Genomic DNA, 14,164 nt, shown 5'->3' on the forward strand with positions numbered 1-14,164 from the left:
ACTATTAAAAATTAAGTTCTCCCAAAGTTAAAGAAGCCTTAACTATTTCAATGTTATTTAAGTTACAGAACGAAAAAAAAATTAAGGTTTTCTATTCTTTTTTACTTCCACTTATCATGGACCAAACTACAGCCACTAATATTATTACCACTAAGGCGAAAACGGCAATCATCCAAATACCGTTCTGCCAAGAAACCAAGGGTAGTACAAGCATTGCTTTCATAATTCTAAGTTTAAAAGCTATAAAAGTAAAATACGGGATTCAGAATAAATATGACATTTATCAGAATAAAAAAGAGCCGTTTGTATAACAGCTCTTTTTTTTATCGGTTTATTTTTTGAAAGTAATTAGATAGACTTCTTGGCCAAATACCAATCTACCTTTTCTAATGAATCATCTGCCAATCTTTCGTTTAATTGATCTAAGGTTTTAGGAGGCCCAACAATAACTTTATCGCCCTTTTTCCAATCTAATGGCATAGCTACTTTATATTTATCAGAAGTTTGTAGCGCTTCCAGAGAACGTAGTATTTCATCCATATTTCTACCTACATTTAATGGATAATACATTACCAACCTTATTTTTTTGTTAGGGTCAATAAAAAATACGGCTCTTACTGCCGCGGTCTCGCTTTCGTTGGGCTGCAGCATTCCGTACAATTTAGACACCTTCATATCTAAATCTGCAATAATGGGAAAATCAAAATAAACACCGGTATTCTCCCTAACATTTTGCACCCATCCTAAATGGGCATGTATACTATCTATACTTAACCCTAATAACTCAGTATTTAGCGCATCAAATTCATCTTTGCGTTGCGCAAAGCCACTCATTTCTGTTGTACAAACAGGTGTAAAATCAGCAGGATGAGAAAACATCACAATCCATTTGTCCTTAGCAAAATCTGATAGCTTAATGTTTCCTTTAGTTGTTACCGCTTCAAAATCTGGTGCAATATCCCCTATTCTTGGCATAGATGTAACTTGATTGTTTTCTAATGAATCACTCATAATAGTATAATTTTTAATTATGTTATATTAATTTTCTATAAATGTATACTATCATTGAAACAGGGTAAGTTACCTAGGTTACACTAACCTATCAATTCTAAATTTTTAACAAACATTTAAAGTTAAAAAACAAAAAAGACGGCTAATAACCGTCTTTACTCTTTAAACATTTTCGCCTTTTAGCATTTTATTCCAGTACAAATAGGGTAAGCCATATTTTTTTAGCATCCATAGCCTCCAATGCTCCTTTTCGCTATTAAAAACAAGCATACGTTTAAGTTTTGGATCCGGTGTAAAATTGTTGTTATAATCAAACTCTGCTAAGGTCATTTTTCCATAACCCGTAACCAACGGACAAGAAGAATATCCGTTGTACGATTTATTGGTGGCTGTTTTATTTGCCAGAAGCATGTTAATATTTTCTACTACTATTGGTACTTGTTTACGAATAGCTGCACCTGTTTTAGCGGTTGGTAATGCGGCTACATCACCCAATCCAAAAATATTAGGGTATTGGTTGTGTTGCATAGAATTATGGTCTACGTTTAACCAACCAGCATCATTTGATAATACGGAGTCTCTAATAAATTTTGGTGCTGCTTGGGGTGGTGCTATATGCAACATATCAAATGGCACCTGAATATCTGTGTCGCCATACATTTTTTCCCTTAAAGGATTATCCTCATTAATTACACACTGATTTTCTTCAGGAGCGGTATGATTAAAATGAACAATCTTATTTTCAACATCAATCCATTTTGGTGCATAAAAAGGTTTAAAATGAATTCCATAGCGATCAATAACCTTCATTAAGGTTTCTCTAATTTCTTTTACTCCAAAAATTACGGTACCAGGTGTGGCAAATATGACGTTGGTTTTAGCTGCCAGTCCATTTTTTCTAAAATAATCTGCCGCTAAATAGGCAATTTTTTGCGGTGCACCACCACATTTAATTGGTGTGGTAGGTTGTGTAAATAATGCATTGCCACCTTTAAAATTTTTAATGGTTTGCCATGTATGTTCCGGATTAGTATAATTACTGCAAGCAATACCTTTTTCCATAGCCTCTGGCAAACCTTGTATCATAGATGGCTCCATAACTAAACCCGGTGCAACAACGAGAATATCATAGTTTAATATGCCATTGGCTTCCGTTTTAACCGCATTTGCCTCAGGCTCTAGACCAATTGCTTTATCCTTAATCCATTGAACGCCAGAAGGCATTACTTCTGACATAGGCTTGGCTGTTTTTTTATAGTCATAGGCTCCAGCGCCTACCAAGGTCCATGCCGGTTGGTAGTAATGTGTTTTGGATGGTTCAATAATACCAATATCCAATGTGGCATCTTTAGCTAGCAGCTGTGCTGCGGTCATAATACCGGCAGTACCACCACCAATTATAAGGATTTGAAATTTATTTTTCATTATTATTAGGTTGTTGATAATTTTTAGTCAATTTAATTATCAATTATTTAAATAAGTGTAACTATTGTTACATTAGCGCCCATAAATAAGCGTATAGCTACCACAAAATAAAAAAGGCTGCTCCCATGAGGAAGCAGCCTAAAATCAATCAACCAACCAATAAAAACTTAATTTCTTTTCTTACAAGTATTTAGACCAAAAGGTGCATATACTGGACAAAATCCTGTAATACTTGTCAGCAAAAAAATAGCGCCTAAACCAAGTAATACATATGCAAAAAAGCCACCTATTACATTATAGTGAAATAAAATTGCAACAACTAGGGCAACAATTACCCTAAATACTCTGTCTACAACTCCCATGTTCTTTTTCATAATCTCTAAAATTTATTATTTTCTGAGGTAATTCTGGAGAGCTACCGTAAAAATACGATAAGATAAACACCTTAGGTGTAACCTTGGTTACATTACTATAATTTTATTGATAATAATTTTAAGATTTCAGTTAATACCATGAATAGAAGAATATTTAGTAAAAACTTGGGTCTAACCACCATGAGCAGTGTATTGGGCGCCAAGATAGTTTATGGCCATCTTATGCCTAAAAACTACTTACCACTAGGTTTGGAAGCTAACGATCCCTTTAAACTGTTTAATAAAGATTCACAAATGGTGGTATTAAACGATAAGCCATGGAACATAGAGGCCCAAGCACATTTGCTAAATGATAGGGTTACGCCCAATAAATATATGTTTGTTAGAAATAATGGCATAATACCTCCTAAAATTAATGTTGATACTTGGCAACTAATGCTTAATGGAGAATCTGTTGTTAAACCAAAAACATACAGCCTACAAGAATTGAAGTCTAAATTTAAACAGTACACATATAATCTCACCCTAGAGTGCGGTGGCAATGGAAGAGCAGAATTTAACCCACCAGCCAAGGGCAATCAATGGACGGTTGGAGCGGTCCATTGCGCCCAATGGACCGGTATACGATTAAAAGATGTATTAAACGATGTTGGGTTAAAAAATGATGCGGTCTATATTGGCTACCATGCTGCGGACACCCATTTAAGTGGAGACCCCACTAAGGAACCTATATCTAGGGGTGTACCTATAGCAAAAGCATTGCAAGATGAAACTTTAATTGCCTTTAAAATGAATGGTGAGGATATTCCTTTAGCCCACGGATATCCTTTACGATTAGTATGTGGTGGTTGGCCAGCTTCTGCTTCGGGCAAGTGGCTCACAAGTATTAGTGTACGAAATAAAGTGCATGATGCTCCAAAGATGACAGGGTCTTCCTATAGGGTTCCTTGCAAACCTGTAGCTCCGGGAGAAAAGGTGAACGATGAAGATATGTGCATTATAGAATCTATGCCCGTTAAATCGTTAATTACCTATCCAAAAACGGGTGCATTGCTAAAAAGGAACCAAAAATTAAATATAAAAGGTCACGCTTGGGCAGGTGAATTAGCGGTAGCTAAAATGGAATATTCCATAGATTTTGGCGCAACTTGGAAACTTTGTAAGCTTAATAAAGCTGCTAATAGATTAGCATGGCAGCAATTTTCTGCAACTGTAGATTTTCCAGAGAATGGTTATTACGAGATTTGGGCTAAAGCTACGGACGGTCAAGGTAAAAGCCAACCTATGGTTTTACCTGGTTGGAACCCAAAAGGGTATTTGAACAATGCTTGTCATAGAATTGCCGTAAAAATAGGATAATGGAACAGCCACATAAGTTTGATGATAGTGCTGCACTTATCCGCCGATTGAGTATTACCCTGTTTTTTTTCTTTTTTGCGATTGCTGGTATATTGCTTTACCTTATGGTAGACCCTAATTTAACGGCATTTTCTTCTAAACCAGAGACTACTTTAACAACAGTAGAAGAAACCGAAGTGGAAAACGATTTTGATGCCATTGAAAATGGCATCCACTTACGAACGGGTTTTATTGCGGACGATGGGTTAATGACCGTAGTGAATAACTGCACCAATTGCCATTCCGCTAAATTGGTGACGCAAAATAGAATGACCAAAGAAGGTTGGGCAGCTACAATTAAATGGATGCAAGAAACCCAAAACCTATGGGATTTAGGAGACAATGAAAAAATTATCCTGAACTATTTGGCAAACAATTATGCTCCCGAAAAGAAAGGGAGAAGACAAAATCTAGAACAAATAAACTGGTATGCCTTAAACGAGTAAATTGTATGGAGTTGATTGATGCTTTTTTGAGTGCTTTTATAGGAACACTAAATTACACCTGGCGTAGTGTAGTGTTTGATGTACCTTGGTATAAAAACTATTTTTGGGGGTTAATCCTAATATCTCTTTTGGTCTGGTCTTTAGAGATTCTGTTTCCGTGGCGCAAACAGCAAGCTATTTTTAGAAAAGACTTTTGGTTAGATGGCTTTTATATGTTTTTCAACTTTTTTGTGTTTGCCATATTTATAAGTGGTTTTTATAAAATAACAGCGCTGCTATTTGCTAAAATTGGACTGTCTACTTCTAGTTTGGCTCTCATAAACACAGAAGAGTGGCCGGTTTGGGCAGAACTATTGACCTTCTTTATTGTATTGGATTTTGTGCAATGGTTTACGCACGTGTGTTTACACAAATTTCCCGCATTATGGCGCTTTCATCAAGTACACCACAGTGTAAAAGAAATGGGCTTTGCGGCGCATTTACGATACCATTGGATGGAAAATATTTTATACAAACCCTTAAAAACACTTGGGGTAATGTTGCTAGGAGGTTTTGAACCGGAACAGGCTTATCTAGTACATTTTGCGGCTATTGCCATAGGGCATTTAAACCATGCCAATATAAAATTGAGCTATGGGCCTTTAAAATATATATTTAACAATCCGGTAATGCATTTGTACCACCACGCATACACCATTCCCAAAGAAAGCTTTGGCGTAAATTTTGGAATAAGTCTAAGTCTATGGGATTATATCTTTAAAACCCATTATATACCAGAAGATAGTGGCAAGATTAAATTGGGTTATCCTGGAGACGAAAAAATGCCCCAGAGTTTTCTAGGGCAATTATTCTATGGGTTTAAAAAACAAGAATAACTTAAACCTTGAGCAATTGCTCTAATTGCTCTGCCTGGACCACACCAGACTGCCTCCAGGTTAACTTACCTTTATTAAATATCATTAATGTAGGCACTCCACGCACTTGGTACTGAGCGGCTAAACTTTGATTTTTATCAACATCTATTTTAATAATTTTTGCGCTATCGCCTACTTTTTCCTTAAGTTTTTCCAGAATAGGCCCCATCATCTTACATGGCCCACACCATTCTGCATAAAAATCTACCAAAACAGGTTTATCGCTTTCTAGAATAGACTTAAAACTCGCCATATTTATTGTTTTTTAAAAGAAATGTTCCAAACACCTCTTACTTCATTTTCACTATAACCTACCGCCCTATCTGTTGGGTATAACTCTTGTAAACTCTCATAAACAGATTCAGTAATATCTTTTACCTTTTCTCCATGGCATTTTAAACAAAGTTGGTTGGTCACAATTGGGTAATAAAACTGCACACTATCCTTTTCTTCTTTAACCACAGCTTCTAAGTTCTTATTTTGTTTTAATTGTTGCTTGTACTTACTAATGTAAATTAAAGCTTCTTGATCAGCTTGGTTTTGAGGATTTCTAGGTTTATCTGAAACTCTCTTTATTTTAGCGTTATAGGCAACAGCCATACTATCTGTTAGCGGATAAGCTTTAATATTACAAAACTTAACCGCAGCTTCTACTCCCTTTTCCTGTATAGTACCCATTAAGTTTTTACCCAAAATCTTTTTTGTGCCCATGGCCATTTCTAAGCCCAAAGCATTATAATCTACTATAGAATCTGATTTTATGGGGATAGATGCGTGTTCTGAATTTAAATAAGGTTCAAATCCTTTATCTTGCCAATGCGCAGCAAACCAATCTGGCTCATCAATTTTATAATTGTACATAAGCTTGGCAACAGCTCTAATCTCTGCTTCTTTAAAAGTTTGTTTTGGCATTACACCAAACCGTTTCACCGCACCTTTTAAGAGTGCTTTATCTTTTGCCGGATCTTTTACAAATTCCCAAATGGCATTAACAAAAGCATCCTCGTTCTTATAATCAGTTAAGTAATGGGCTTTAATAGCAATCATTGGAGGGCCTATTCTACCAGTCTTCATAGGAGCTGTGGCACTATGGCACAAATAACATTTGTTATTCATCAAAGCCATTGCTTCCAAAGGTTCAAAATCCGTATTAACTTGGCTCGCAACCTTATCATCTTTTCTTTGTTGCTTACAAGAAATGGCAAGGATAAAAACTAAAAGGAAAAATACCTGTTTCATACTTTCAATTTTACCAGGCCATAAAGCCTCCACGTAAATCTAGCACATTGGTAAAACCCATTTTAACGAGTTTTTTCGCTGCATTTTGGCTTCTGTTACCAGACTGACAATAAATATAGACAGGCTTATTTTTGTCTAGCTTTTCAAAAAGCTGATTAAAATTGAACCTATCAAAAAAATCAATGTTGATAGCCCCTTTAATGTGCCCTGCGTTATATTCCCTTTTGGTACGCACATCTACCAATTGCACCTTTCCTTTAGCTATAGCATTAGCAAAAGAATTCCTATCTAATATGGACACACCTTCTACAGGTTTGCTACCAAACAATAAATTTAATAAAGACATACTTGTTATTTTACCCCTAAAATAGTGGCACGGAACCACAAGTACAGTAACTTAGGTTACAGTAAAGCCTTGAATAATACGCTGTATTATTTAGACCAATCATCATAGCCGCCGGAGTAATCATAGACTTTTTGAAAGCCCATTTCTTGTAAAAGAATGGCAGCTTTATGGCTACGCCCTCCCATTTTACAATAAAGATAAACAGGTTTATCACGGTCTAATTTTTCAATTTTGGTTTTGAAAGTGTCCCTTTGTAAGAAATCTATATTTTGGGCATTTCCAATATGTCCGGCTTTAAATTCCATGCTTGTACGTACGTCTATTAACTGCGCGTCTTTTTCATGGAGCAGTTGGGTTTCCACGTAGTTTTTATCTATTTGCTCTATGGCCATATCTGTATTGGCCTTATCCTGACAAGAAACCATCTGGATAAAAACCAATACTGCCACAAAAGATTTAAAGACCTGTGCCTTCATTAGCTTTATTTAAGTGTGCTTGGACAAACATAATCTGTTACGGCAACACCTGTTTCCTTAATTGCTTTCATTCCACCAGCAACATCTATCAAATTATGAATTCCCCTACTTTTTAAGATACTAGCGGCAATCATACTTCGGTAACCGCCTGCACAATGTATAAAAAAGTTATCATTATCTGGAAATTCGGTCAAATGATTATTTAAAAAATCCAATGGTGTAGAATGTGCATTCTCAACGTGTTCCGAAGCAAATTCGCCTGGCTTGCGCACATCAAAAACGGCCGTATTATCTTCTTCTAATTGTGCTTTAAACGTGGCTGCAGATACAGAACTTACCGTGTCATAATCCTTAGCTGCTGCTTTCCAAGCTTCAAAACCGCCCTCTAGATAACCCAAGGTATTATCAAAACCAACACGAGACAAACGCGTAACTACCTCTTCTACACGATCAGGTTCCGCAACCAGTAAAATTGGTTGTTGCACATCTCCTACCAAGGCCCCTACCCAGGGAGCAAAACCACCATCTATGCCAATAAAAATAGAACGAGGAATATGTCCTTTGGCAAATTCATTTTGATGCCTTACATCTAACACTATAGCCCCTGTTTCATTAGCAGCCGCTTCAAAAGCATCTGGTGATAGTGCCTGTGTTCCTCTTTCTAAAACTTCGTTTATATCTTCATAGCCCTCCTTGTTCATTTTTACGTTTAAAGGAAAGTATTGTGGTGGCGGCAACAAGCCATCCGTTACCTCCTTAACAAACTCTTCTTTGGTCATATCTGCACGTAAGGCATAATTCATCTTCTTTTGGTTTCCCAAGGTATCTACTGTCTCCTTCATCATATTTTTACCACATGCAGAACCGGCACCATGAGCAGGATAGACCACTACATCATCTGCCAAGGGCATTATTTTAGTTCGCAAACTATCAAAAAGAGTCTCTGCCAATTGCTCTTGAGTCATGTCTGCAGCTTTTTGTGCCAAATCTGGTCTCCCTACATCTCCTAAAAACAAAGTGTCTCCACTAAAAATAGCATGGTCTTTACCATTTTCGTCTTTTAACAAATAGGTAGTACTTTCCATTGTGTGTCCTGGAGTATGCAAGGCAACAATGGTTACTTTACCTAATGTAAACTCCTGCTGATCTTTTGCAATTATGGCATCAAATGTTGGGTTGGCGTTAGGACCATAAACAATAGGAGCCCCTGTTTCTTTAGATAAGGTAACATGGCCACTCACAAAATCTGCATGAAAATGTGTTTCAAAAATATACTTGATTTTAGCTCCTGCCTTATCGGCACGTTCCAAATACGGACCAACCTCTCTAAGTGGATCTATAATGGCCACTTCGCCCTCACTCTCAATATAATAGGCACCCTGTGCCAAACATCCTGTATATATTTGTTCTATCTTCATCATATTTCTTTTTAATACCCCAAAATTAAGTTTAAGTTTTTTACTACGTAGTAACTTCTGTTACACAATTATTTATACTGTAGGGAAACCTTATCTTGCATGGGCGATTTACCTACGTGAGCCAAGCAGTCTTCATAGGCTTCTGCAGTACGTACATGTATGTTATCGGTTCCAATAATTTTTGCCAAACCACTTTTAACCAAAATATCTCTAATGGGTCCAATTGCACCAGCTAGTTTAAAGGTGATGCCTTTTTCTTTTAGGTCGATGATTATTTTTTCCAATTCTGCCGCAGCCGTATTATCTATATAATTCACTGGCTCCGCATTAAGTACAACGTAACTAAGAGCACCTTTTTTCAGGTTGATTTGTTTGTACAAAGCCATTTTAAAGTGTTGTACGTTGGCAAAGAACAACTGCGCATCAAAACGGATAATTAGTATTCCATTATCACATTCAACATCTTCAGAAAAACGTTCTATATTCTTAAAATAATCCATTCCTTTTATCTTACCTAAAACAGCAATATGCGGTTTAGAAGTACGATAAACCAATAAGAATAAAGAAAATAAAACCCCAAAAATAATTCCTTGTGCAATACCAACCGCTAGGGTAGTACTAAACGTAACGAGTAATAAAATTAATTCGTCTTTTTGATGCTTGTACAACTCTGCTGGATATTTTAAATCTAGCAATCCAAAAACAGCAACCAAAATAATAGCACCTAGGATAGATTTTGGCAAATATTGAAAATAGGGTGTTAAAAACAACAACACAAAACCCACTAAAACGGCACTAACAATAGAGGATAATGCTGTTTTTGCGCCTTCATCTACGTTTACCGCCGTTCTGGACATACTGGCGTTAGCAGAAAAAGATTGAAAAAGAGAACCCAAAATATTACTAATACCAAGCGCTTTTAATTCTTGATCTGGCACCGTATGGTATTCTTGGGTGCGCTCTTCTACACCTTTGGCTATAGCCATCTCCTCTGCAAAAGCAATAAAAGACAAAGCCATGGCTAGAGGAAAAGCAAGGGTAAGTTGTTGCCAAGTAAATTCTGGCAATGTAAAGGTTGGCAAACCATCTGGAACATAACCAATGATGTTAACGTCCGATTCGTTTACCATAAAGAAATAAATACCCACTATACCCAACACCACCACTATCATGGCAGAGGGTAATTTTCTATTTAGCTTTTTTAATCCAACAATTACTAAAATTGCGGCAATACCTATGGTAAAGTCATACCAATTAAGATTGGGCAATCCCCTGAATAATTGTTGTAGGGTTTCTAAGGTATTGGAAGAATTGACCGTAACACCAAAAATATGCTTTAACTGGCTAACTCCTATAACTATAGCTGCCGCAGAGGTAAAACCACTTACCACTGGCCTAGATAAAAAGTTGGCCAAAAAACCCAACTTTAAAAAGCCCATAGCTAATTGCAATACTCCTACAAAAAAAGCAATAAACAAGGCCATGGCTGTATATTCTCCTTCTGTTGCCAATTTCATGGCAGATAAGCCAGAAGCAACAATGAGTGCATCTAAAGCTACAGGGCCAACAGCTAATTTTCTACTAGTTCCCGTAAGCGCATATACCAAATTAGGCACCAGCGCAGTATACAAACCATATACCGGGGGCAAACCAACAATCATAGCGTAAGCCATTCCTTGCGGAATTAGCATAACACCTACAGTTAAGCCTGCTACTATATCTCCAGACAAATAGGCTTTTTTGTAATTGGGCAACCACTCTAATATGGGAAAAAATCGTTTCATTAGTAATTAGAAACCTCCTCCAATTCTATATGACTTCTATGCATTTTTATTTTACCTAGTTTTTCTAGTTTTTTAAGTAATCTAGAAATCACCACTCTAGAGCTGTGAAGGTCATACGCTATTTCTTGGTGGGTACTATTTATGGTGTTATTTCCGGCAATTTCTGCTTTTTTAATCAAGTAATCCATTAAGCGTTGATCCATATTCATGAACGCAATGCTATCTACCGTATGTAACAACTCATTTAAACGATTGTGATAACTATCAAAGACAAAATTCCTCCAAGACTTATACGTTCCGGTCCATTCTTCCATTTTTCTAATAGGAATCATAATTAACTTGGTATCTGTTTCCGCAATAGCCCTAATTTCACTCTGCGCATCGCCAATACAACATGCCATAGTCATACTACACGTTTCTCCTGCTTCTAAATAATACAGTAAAAGTTCATCGCCATCATTATCTTCCCTAAGAATTTTAATGACACCTTCTACCAAAAGAGGCATAAAGCGCACGTAATCACCTATTTCCATTAGTTTATAACCGGCGGGCACTTCTTTAAACGTACCTACTTGAGCAATCTCATTTAACAATGCTGGCTCAAAGCTATCTCCAAAACTTGATTTCAACTCTTGTATCACGTCTACGAATTTAAAAAATTACAATCCTTATAACTGTAACCATTGTTACTTATTCTACCAAAGCCTTTTGTAATGGCATATGATTTAGTCGTTTTCCCGTTAAACGGTACACTGCGTTGGCAATTGCGGCACCTATTGGTCCCAAAGGAGGTTCTCCTACTGGCCCTGGAACATCACGCCCTTGTAAAAGGGTCACGTCAATTTCCTTTGGTGCATGTTTCATTAGCGCCATTTGATAAGGTCCGTAAATGGTAGGCTGTAATTGCCCATCTACTACCGTCATCTCTTCAAAAAGCGATGCGCTAATACCCATAATAATGGCCCCTTCGCATTGCGCTTTTACTTGGTCTGGATTCACAGCTAAGCCAGGGTCTAAAACACAGGTTACTTTGTGTACTTTAATTTGTTGTTTTTCTAAAGAAACCGCTACTACTTGGGCGCAAGGTGTGCCTGCATCCGTAGATGCAGCAAAACCCATAGCTTTCCCGTTGATTACCTCATCTGTGTAGCCCGCTTTTTCCGCAGCGGTTTCTATAACCTTACGCAACCGTATACCTGCGGCATCGTCTTTTATGTGTTCCGAGCGAAAGTCCACTGGGTTTTTACCTGCTTTTTCTGCCAAAACATCCATAAAACTTTCCCAAGCAAAGGTGTTGGCCAACAACCCTAGGCTACGCCACCAACTGGTAGCAAATGGGAGTTCTACATGCCAGGAGGTAGTCCTAATATTAGGAATAGCTAAATATTGACAAAATCCGCCACGGATAGCACCCACGTCTGCGCCCAACATCTTATTTAAAAACCCAGGTAATAAAGCGGAATCTATAGCTACATCGCCACTGGAGAAATCGTGCTGAATACCCTCTATCTTACCGTTGGCGGTAAGTTTTGCTTTAAGTTGATGATGTGTAGGCGGCCTAAACATATCGTGCTGAAATTCTTCTTTACGGCTAAAAAAATACTTTACGGGTTTGCCAACCGCTTTAGACATCACTGCTGCTTGCACTGCATGTGACGTATGTAATCTTCTACCAAAACCTCCACCTAAAAAAGTGGGAATTATATTCACTTTTTCGGCATCTAAATTCAATCGTTTTGCGACTTCCTTTTGGGTAATGGCTACTACCTGAGTGGACAATAGTAAAGTGGCACCATCATCCGTCACATGTGCTACTACACCATTAGGTTCTATTTGGGCATGCGCAGCAATGGGTGTGGTAAATTCCGCCTCTACAGCTACTTCTTCTAATTCATCACCTTTTTTCTGAATTAAGGTTGGATTACCATTGCCCACCTTCATCTTGGTTTCAATATCCTTTAGCTGCAACTGTGTTGGAGCATTCCACGTAACTTCAATGGCCTGCTTGGCATTTTCTGCTTCCAAATAAGAGTTGGCTATAACACCAACAAAATCTTCTTCCTGAATTATTTTTAGCACTCCAGGCATTGTTTCTGCGCGGCTAACATCTGCAGTTACAAAGGTTCCCCCTATGTATTCTGGCCTTACTACGGTTCCGTAAACCATATTGGGCATGCTGGCATCCATACCAAAGATGGGTGCCCCAAATACCTTATCCTCTAAATCTACCCTAGGTAAAGGTTTTCCAATAAGTTTATAGTCCGATAGTTTTTTAAGTTCTGGTGTATCTACTTCTGGCCATTCGTTTACCTGTTTGGCTAAAGCCGCAAAAGTTAGTTCTTCTACTCCTGAACTCACCTTGGTTTCGCCCATTACCACCTCAGAAACAGGTATCTGCCAAAGCTCTGCCGCAGCAGTTTTAATCATTACGCGCATCGTGGCCGCAAGTTCCCGTAAAGGTTGCCACAAACTTGCAATAGAAGTACTACCTCCTGTAGCAAAACTGTCCATGTTACCAGTAATAGACGGTGCGTGTACCACTTCTATGCTAGACAATGGCAACTCTAGCTCGTCTGCCGCTAACTGTGCCATACCGGTAAAGGTTCCTTGCCCCATTTCTACCTTTGGAGAATACAGGCGTATTTTGTTTTCTTCTGTAAGTTCAAACCATAAAACCGGTTCCATACCGCTGCCTAAGTACGGGGAATCTGCAGAATTTGCATAGGCCAAAACCTGCCTACGTATAGGATTCCGAAACAAGTACGTACCAACCGCTACAACACCGGCTGTACCTAATGCACCTCTAACCAAAAACTTTCTTCTAGATACTTTTGCCATCCCTATTGCTTTTCTTGTTCAGTAATTGGTAGTTCATTATTCAAAGCTGCAGCTCTATGTATGGCTTTACGCATGCGGTAATAAGTGCCGCAACGGCATACATTAATAATATTGTTATCAATATCTTTATCTGTTGGCTTAGGCACTATTTTTAGAAGCGCTACGGTAGCCATCATAAACCCAGGTTGGCAATAACCACATTGCGGTACCACCTCTTCTATCCATGCTTGTTGTACAGGATGTGGATTGTCTTTTGTGCCTAGCCCCTCTATTGTAGTTATGGATTTTCCTTCAGCAAATTTTATAGGATAGGAACAAGAACGTACCGCTTGGTCATCCACCAACAGTGTGCAAGCCCCACAGGCTGCCTTTCCACACCCAAACTTGGTTCCTTTTTGGCCCAAAACATCCCGAACTACCCATAAAAGTGGGGTCATCTCATCTTCTATTTGCACCGATTGTGAGGTGCCATTCAATATAAATTGTACTCTCATT

16 protein-coding genes are annotated in these 14,164 nt (G+C 37.9%); 3 read left to right on the forward strand and 13 right to left on the reverse strand.

Annotation, left to right across the window (positions count from 1 at the left end):
- Positions 1 to 91 precede the first annotated feature (91 nt).
- The 4 genes from ACXAGS_RS00245 to ACXAGS_RS00260 all read right to left on the reverse strand — a co-directional run bounded on the left by ACXAGS_RS00245 (position 92) and on the right by ACXAGS_RS00260 (position 2,810).
- Positions 92 to 223: a hypothetical protein gene (locus tag ACXAGS_RS00245; RefSeq protein ID WP_474903554.1), complete on the reverse strand. Its 132-nt coding sequence runs from the start codon at positions 221 to 223 to the stop codon at positions 92 to 94.
- 125 nt (positions 224 to 348) lie between these two features.
- Positions 349 to 1,011, reverse strand: coding sequence for a peroxiredoxin (locus ACXAGS_RS00250; RefSeq protein WP_474903555.1), 663 nt, complete (start codon positions 1,009 to 1,011; stop codon positions 349 to 351).
- 162 nt (positions 1,012 to 1,173) lie between these two features.
- Complete coding sequence (locus ACXAGS_RS00255) at positions 1,174 to 2,436, reverse strand: NAD(P)/FAD-dependent oxidoreductase (RefSeq protein ID WP_474903557.1); 1,263 nt, start codon at positions 2,434 to 2,436, stop codon at positions 1,174 to 1,176.
- Between the two features lie 167 nt (positions 2,437 to 2,603).
- Positions 2,604 to 2,810 carry a YgaP family membrane protein gene (locus ACXAGS_RS00260; RefSeq protein ID WP_474903559.1) on the reverse strand — a complete coding sequence of 69 codons (207 nt, stop codon included), beginning with the start codon at positions 2,808 to 2,810 and terminating at the stop codon, positions 2,604 to 2,606.
- 138 nt (positions 2,811 to 2,948) lie between these two features.
- On the opposite strand from ACXAGS_RS00260, the gene ACXAGS_RS00265 reads away from it, so the two are divergent.
- Genes ACXAGS_RS00265 through ACXAGS_RS00275 form a run of 3 tightly spaced genes read left to right on the forward strand, consistent with a single transcriptional unit; the run spans position 2,949 to position 5,529 of the window.
- Positions 2,949 to 4,169, forward strand: coding sequence for a sulfite oxidase (locus ACXAGS_RS00265; protein ID WP_474903561.1), 1,221 nt, complete (start codon positions 2,949 to 2,951; stop codon positions 4,167 to 4,169).
- Positions 4,169 to 4,654 carry a monoheme cytochrome C gene (locus ACXAGS_RS00270; RefSeq protein WP_474903562.1) on the forward strand — a complete coding sequence of 162 codons (486 nt, stop codon included), beginning with the start codon at positions 4,169 to 4,171 and terminating at the stop codon, positions 4,652 to 4,654. Before ACXAGS_RS00265 ends, ACXAGS_RS00270 begins: the two co-directional genes overlap by 1 nt.
- A 5-nt stretch (positions 4,655 to 4,659) precedes the next feature.
- On the forward strand, positions 4,660 to 5,529 hold the full coding sequence (locus tag ACXAGS_RS00275) for a sterol desaturase family protein (protein ID WP_474903563.1): 870 nt from the start codon (positions 4,660 to 4,662) through the stop codon (positions 5,527 to 5,529).
- Position 5,530: 1 nt separating this feature from the next.
- Here the strand turns inward: ACXAGS_RS00275 and trxA are convergent, their stop codons facing one another.
- The 9 genes from trxA to ACXAGS_RS00320 all read right to left on the reverse strand — a co-directional run bounded on the left by trxA (position 5,531) and on the right by ACXAGS_RS00320 (position 14,163).
- Positions 5,531 to 5,821, reverse strand: a complete 291-nt coding sequence (gene trxA, locus ACXAGS_RS00280) for a thioredoxin (protein WP_474903565.1) — start codon at positions 5,819 to 5,821, stop codon at positions 5,531 to 5,533.
- Between the two features lie 2 nt (positions 5,822 to 5,823).
- A complete protein-coding gene (locus ACXAGS_RS00285) occupies positions 5,824 to 6,807 on the reverse strand; it encodes a Tll0287-like domain-containing protein (RefSeq protein WP_474903567.1) in 984 nt (327 codons plus the stop codon).
- Between the two features lie 10 nt (positions 6,808 to 6,817).
- On the reverse strand, positions 6,818 to 7,153 hold the full coding sequence (locus ACXAGS_RS00290) for a rhodanese-like domain-containing protein (RefSeq protein ID WP_474903568.1): 336 nt from the start codon (positions 7,151 to 7,153) through the stop codon (positions 6,818 to 6,820).
- Between the two features lie 86 nt (positions 7,154 to 7,239).
- Entirely contained in the window at positions 7,240 to 7,629 is a 390-nt protein-coding gene (locus tag ACXAGS_RS00295) for a rhodanese-like domain-containing protein (protein ID WP_474903570.1), read from the reverse strand.
- 5 nt (positions 7,630 to 7,634) lie between these two features.
- Positions 7,635 to 9,047: an MBL fold metallo-hydrolase gene (locus tag ACXAGS_RS00300; RefSeq protein WP_474904780.1), complete on the reverse strand. Its 1,413-nt coding sequence runs from the start codon at positions 9,045 to 9,047 to the stop codon at positions 7,635 to 7,637.
- A gap of 68 nt (positions 9,048 to 9,115) precedes the next feature.
- Complete coding sequence (locus tag ACXAGS_RS00305; protein ID WP_474903571.1) at positions 9,116 to 10,831, reverse strand: SulP family inorganic anion transporter; 1,716 nt, start codon at positions 10,829 to 10,831, stop codon at positions 9,116 to 9,118.
- Positions 10,831 to 11,472 (reverse strand): Crp/Fnr family transcriptional regulator, encoded by a 642-nt coding sequence (locus tag ACXAGS_RS00310; protein ID WP_474903572.1) that lies wholly within the window; start codon positions 11,470 to 11,472, stop codon positions 10,831 to 10,833. The genes ACXAGS_RS00305 and ACXAGS_RS00310 overlap by 1 nt, the downstream gene beginning before the upstream one ends.
- 49 nt (positions 11,473 to 11,521) lie before the next feature.
- Positions 11,522 to 13,669 (reverse strand): xanthine dehydrogenase family protein molybdopterin-binding subunit, encoded by a 2,148-nt coding sequence (locus ACXAGS_RS00315; RefSeq protein WP_474903573.1) that lies wholly within the window; start codon positions 13,667 to 13,669, stop codon positions 11,522 to 11,524.
- 2 nt (positions 13,670 to 13,671) lie between these two features.
- Complete coding sequence (locus ACXAGS_RS00320) at positions 13,672 to 14,163, reverse strand: (2Fe-2S)-binding protein (protein WP_474903575.1); 492 nt, start codon at positions 14,161 to 14,163, stop codon at positions 13,672 to 13,674.
- Position 14,164 lies beyond the last annotated feature (1 nt).

Source organism: Croceivirga sp. ABH4_376, from assembly GCF_056160685.1.

What these genes read in the sequence shown, in the direction of transcription:
- ACXAGS_RS00305 (WP_474903571.1), bottom strand. Translation starts at nt 10,831, where the DNA reads ATGAAACGATTTTTTCCCATATTAGAGTGGTTGCCCAATTACAAAAAA.
- ACXAGS_RS00255 (WP_474903557.1), bottom strand. Translation starts at nt 2,436, where the DNA reads ATGAAAAATAAATTTCAAATCCTTATAATTGGTGGTGGTACTGCCGGT.
- trxA (WP_474903565.1), bottom strand. Translation starts at nt 5,821, where the DNA reads ATGGCGAGTTTTAAGTCTATTCTAGAAAGCGATAAACCTGTTTTGGTA.
- ACXAGS_RS00320 (WP_474903575.1), bottom strand. Translation starts at nt 14,163, where the DNA reads ATGAGAGTACAATTTATATTGAATGGCACCTCACAATCGGTGCAAATA.
- ACXAGS_RS00300 (WP_474904780.1), bottom strand. Translation starts at nt 9,047, where the DNA reads ATGAAGATAGAACAAATATATACAGGATGTTTGGCACAGGGTGCCTAT.
- ACXAGS_RS00290 (WP_474903568.1), bottom strand. Translation starts at nt 7,153, where the DNA reads ATGTCTTTATTAAATTTATTGTTTGGTAGCAAACCTGTAGAAGGTGTG.
- ACXAGS_RS00270 (WP_474903562.1), top strand. Translation starts at nt 4,169, where the DNA reads ATGGAACAGCCACATAAGTTTGATGATAGTGCTGCACTTATCCGCCGA.
- ACXAGS_RS00315 (WP_474903573.1), bottom strand. Translation starts at nt 13,669, where the DNA reads ATGGCAAAAGTATCTAGAAGAAAGTTTTTGGTTAGAGGTGCATTAGGT.
- ACXAGS_RS00250 (WP_474903555.1), bottom strand. Translation starts at nt 1,011, where the DNA reads ATGAGTGATTCATTAGAAAACAATCAAGTTACATCTATGCCAAGAATA.
- ACXAGS_RS00245 (WP_474903554.1), bottom strand. Translation starts at nt 223, where the DNA reads ATGAAAGCAATGCTTGTACTACCCTTGGTTTCTTGGCAGAACGGTATT.
- ACXAGS_RS00285 (WP_474903567.1), bottom strand. Translation starts at nt 6,807, where the DNA reads ATGAAACAGGTATTTTTCCTTTTAGTTTTTATCCTTGCCATTTCTTGT.
- ACXAGS_RS00260 (WP_474903559.1), bottom strand. Translation starts at nt 2,810, where the DNA reads ATGAAAAAGAACATGGGAGTTGTAGACAGAGTATTTAGGGTAATTGTT.
- ACXAGS_RS00265 (WP_474903561.1), top strand. Translation starts at nt 2,949, where the DNA reads ATGAATAGAAGAATATTTAGTAAAAACTTGGGTCTAACCACCATGAGC.
- ACXAGS_RS00295 (WP_474903570.1), bottom strand. Translation starts at nt 7,629, where the DNA reads ATGAAGGCACAGGTCTTTAAATCTTTTGTGGCAGTATTGGTTTTTATC.
- ACXAGS_RS00275 (WP_474903563.1), top strand. Translation starts at nt 4,660, where the DNA reads ATGGAGTTGATTGATGCTTTTTTGAGTGCTTTTATAGGAACACTAAAT.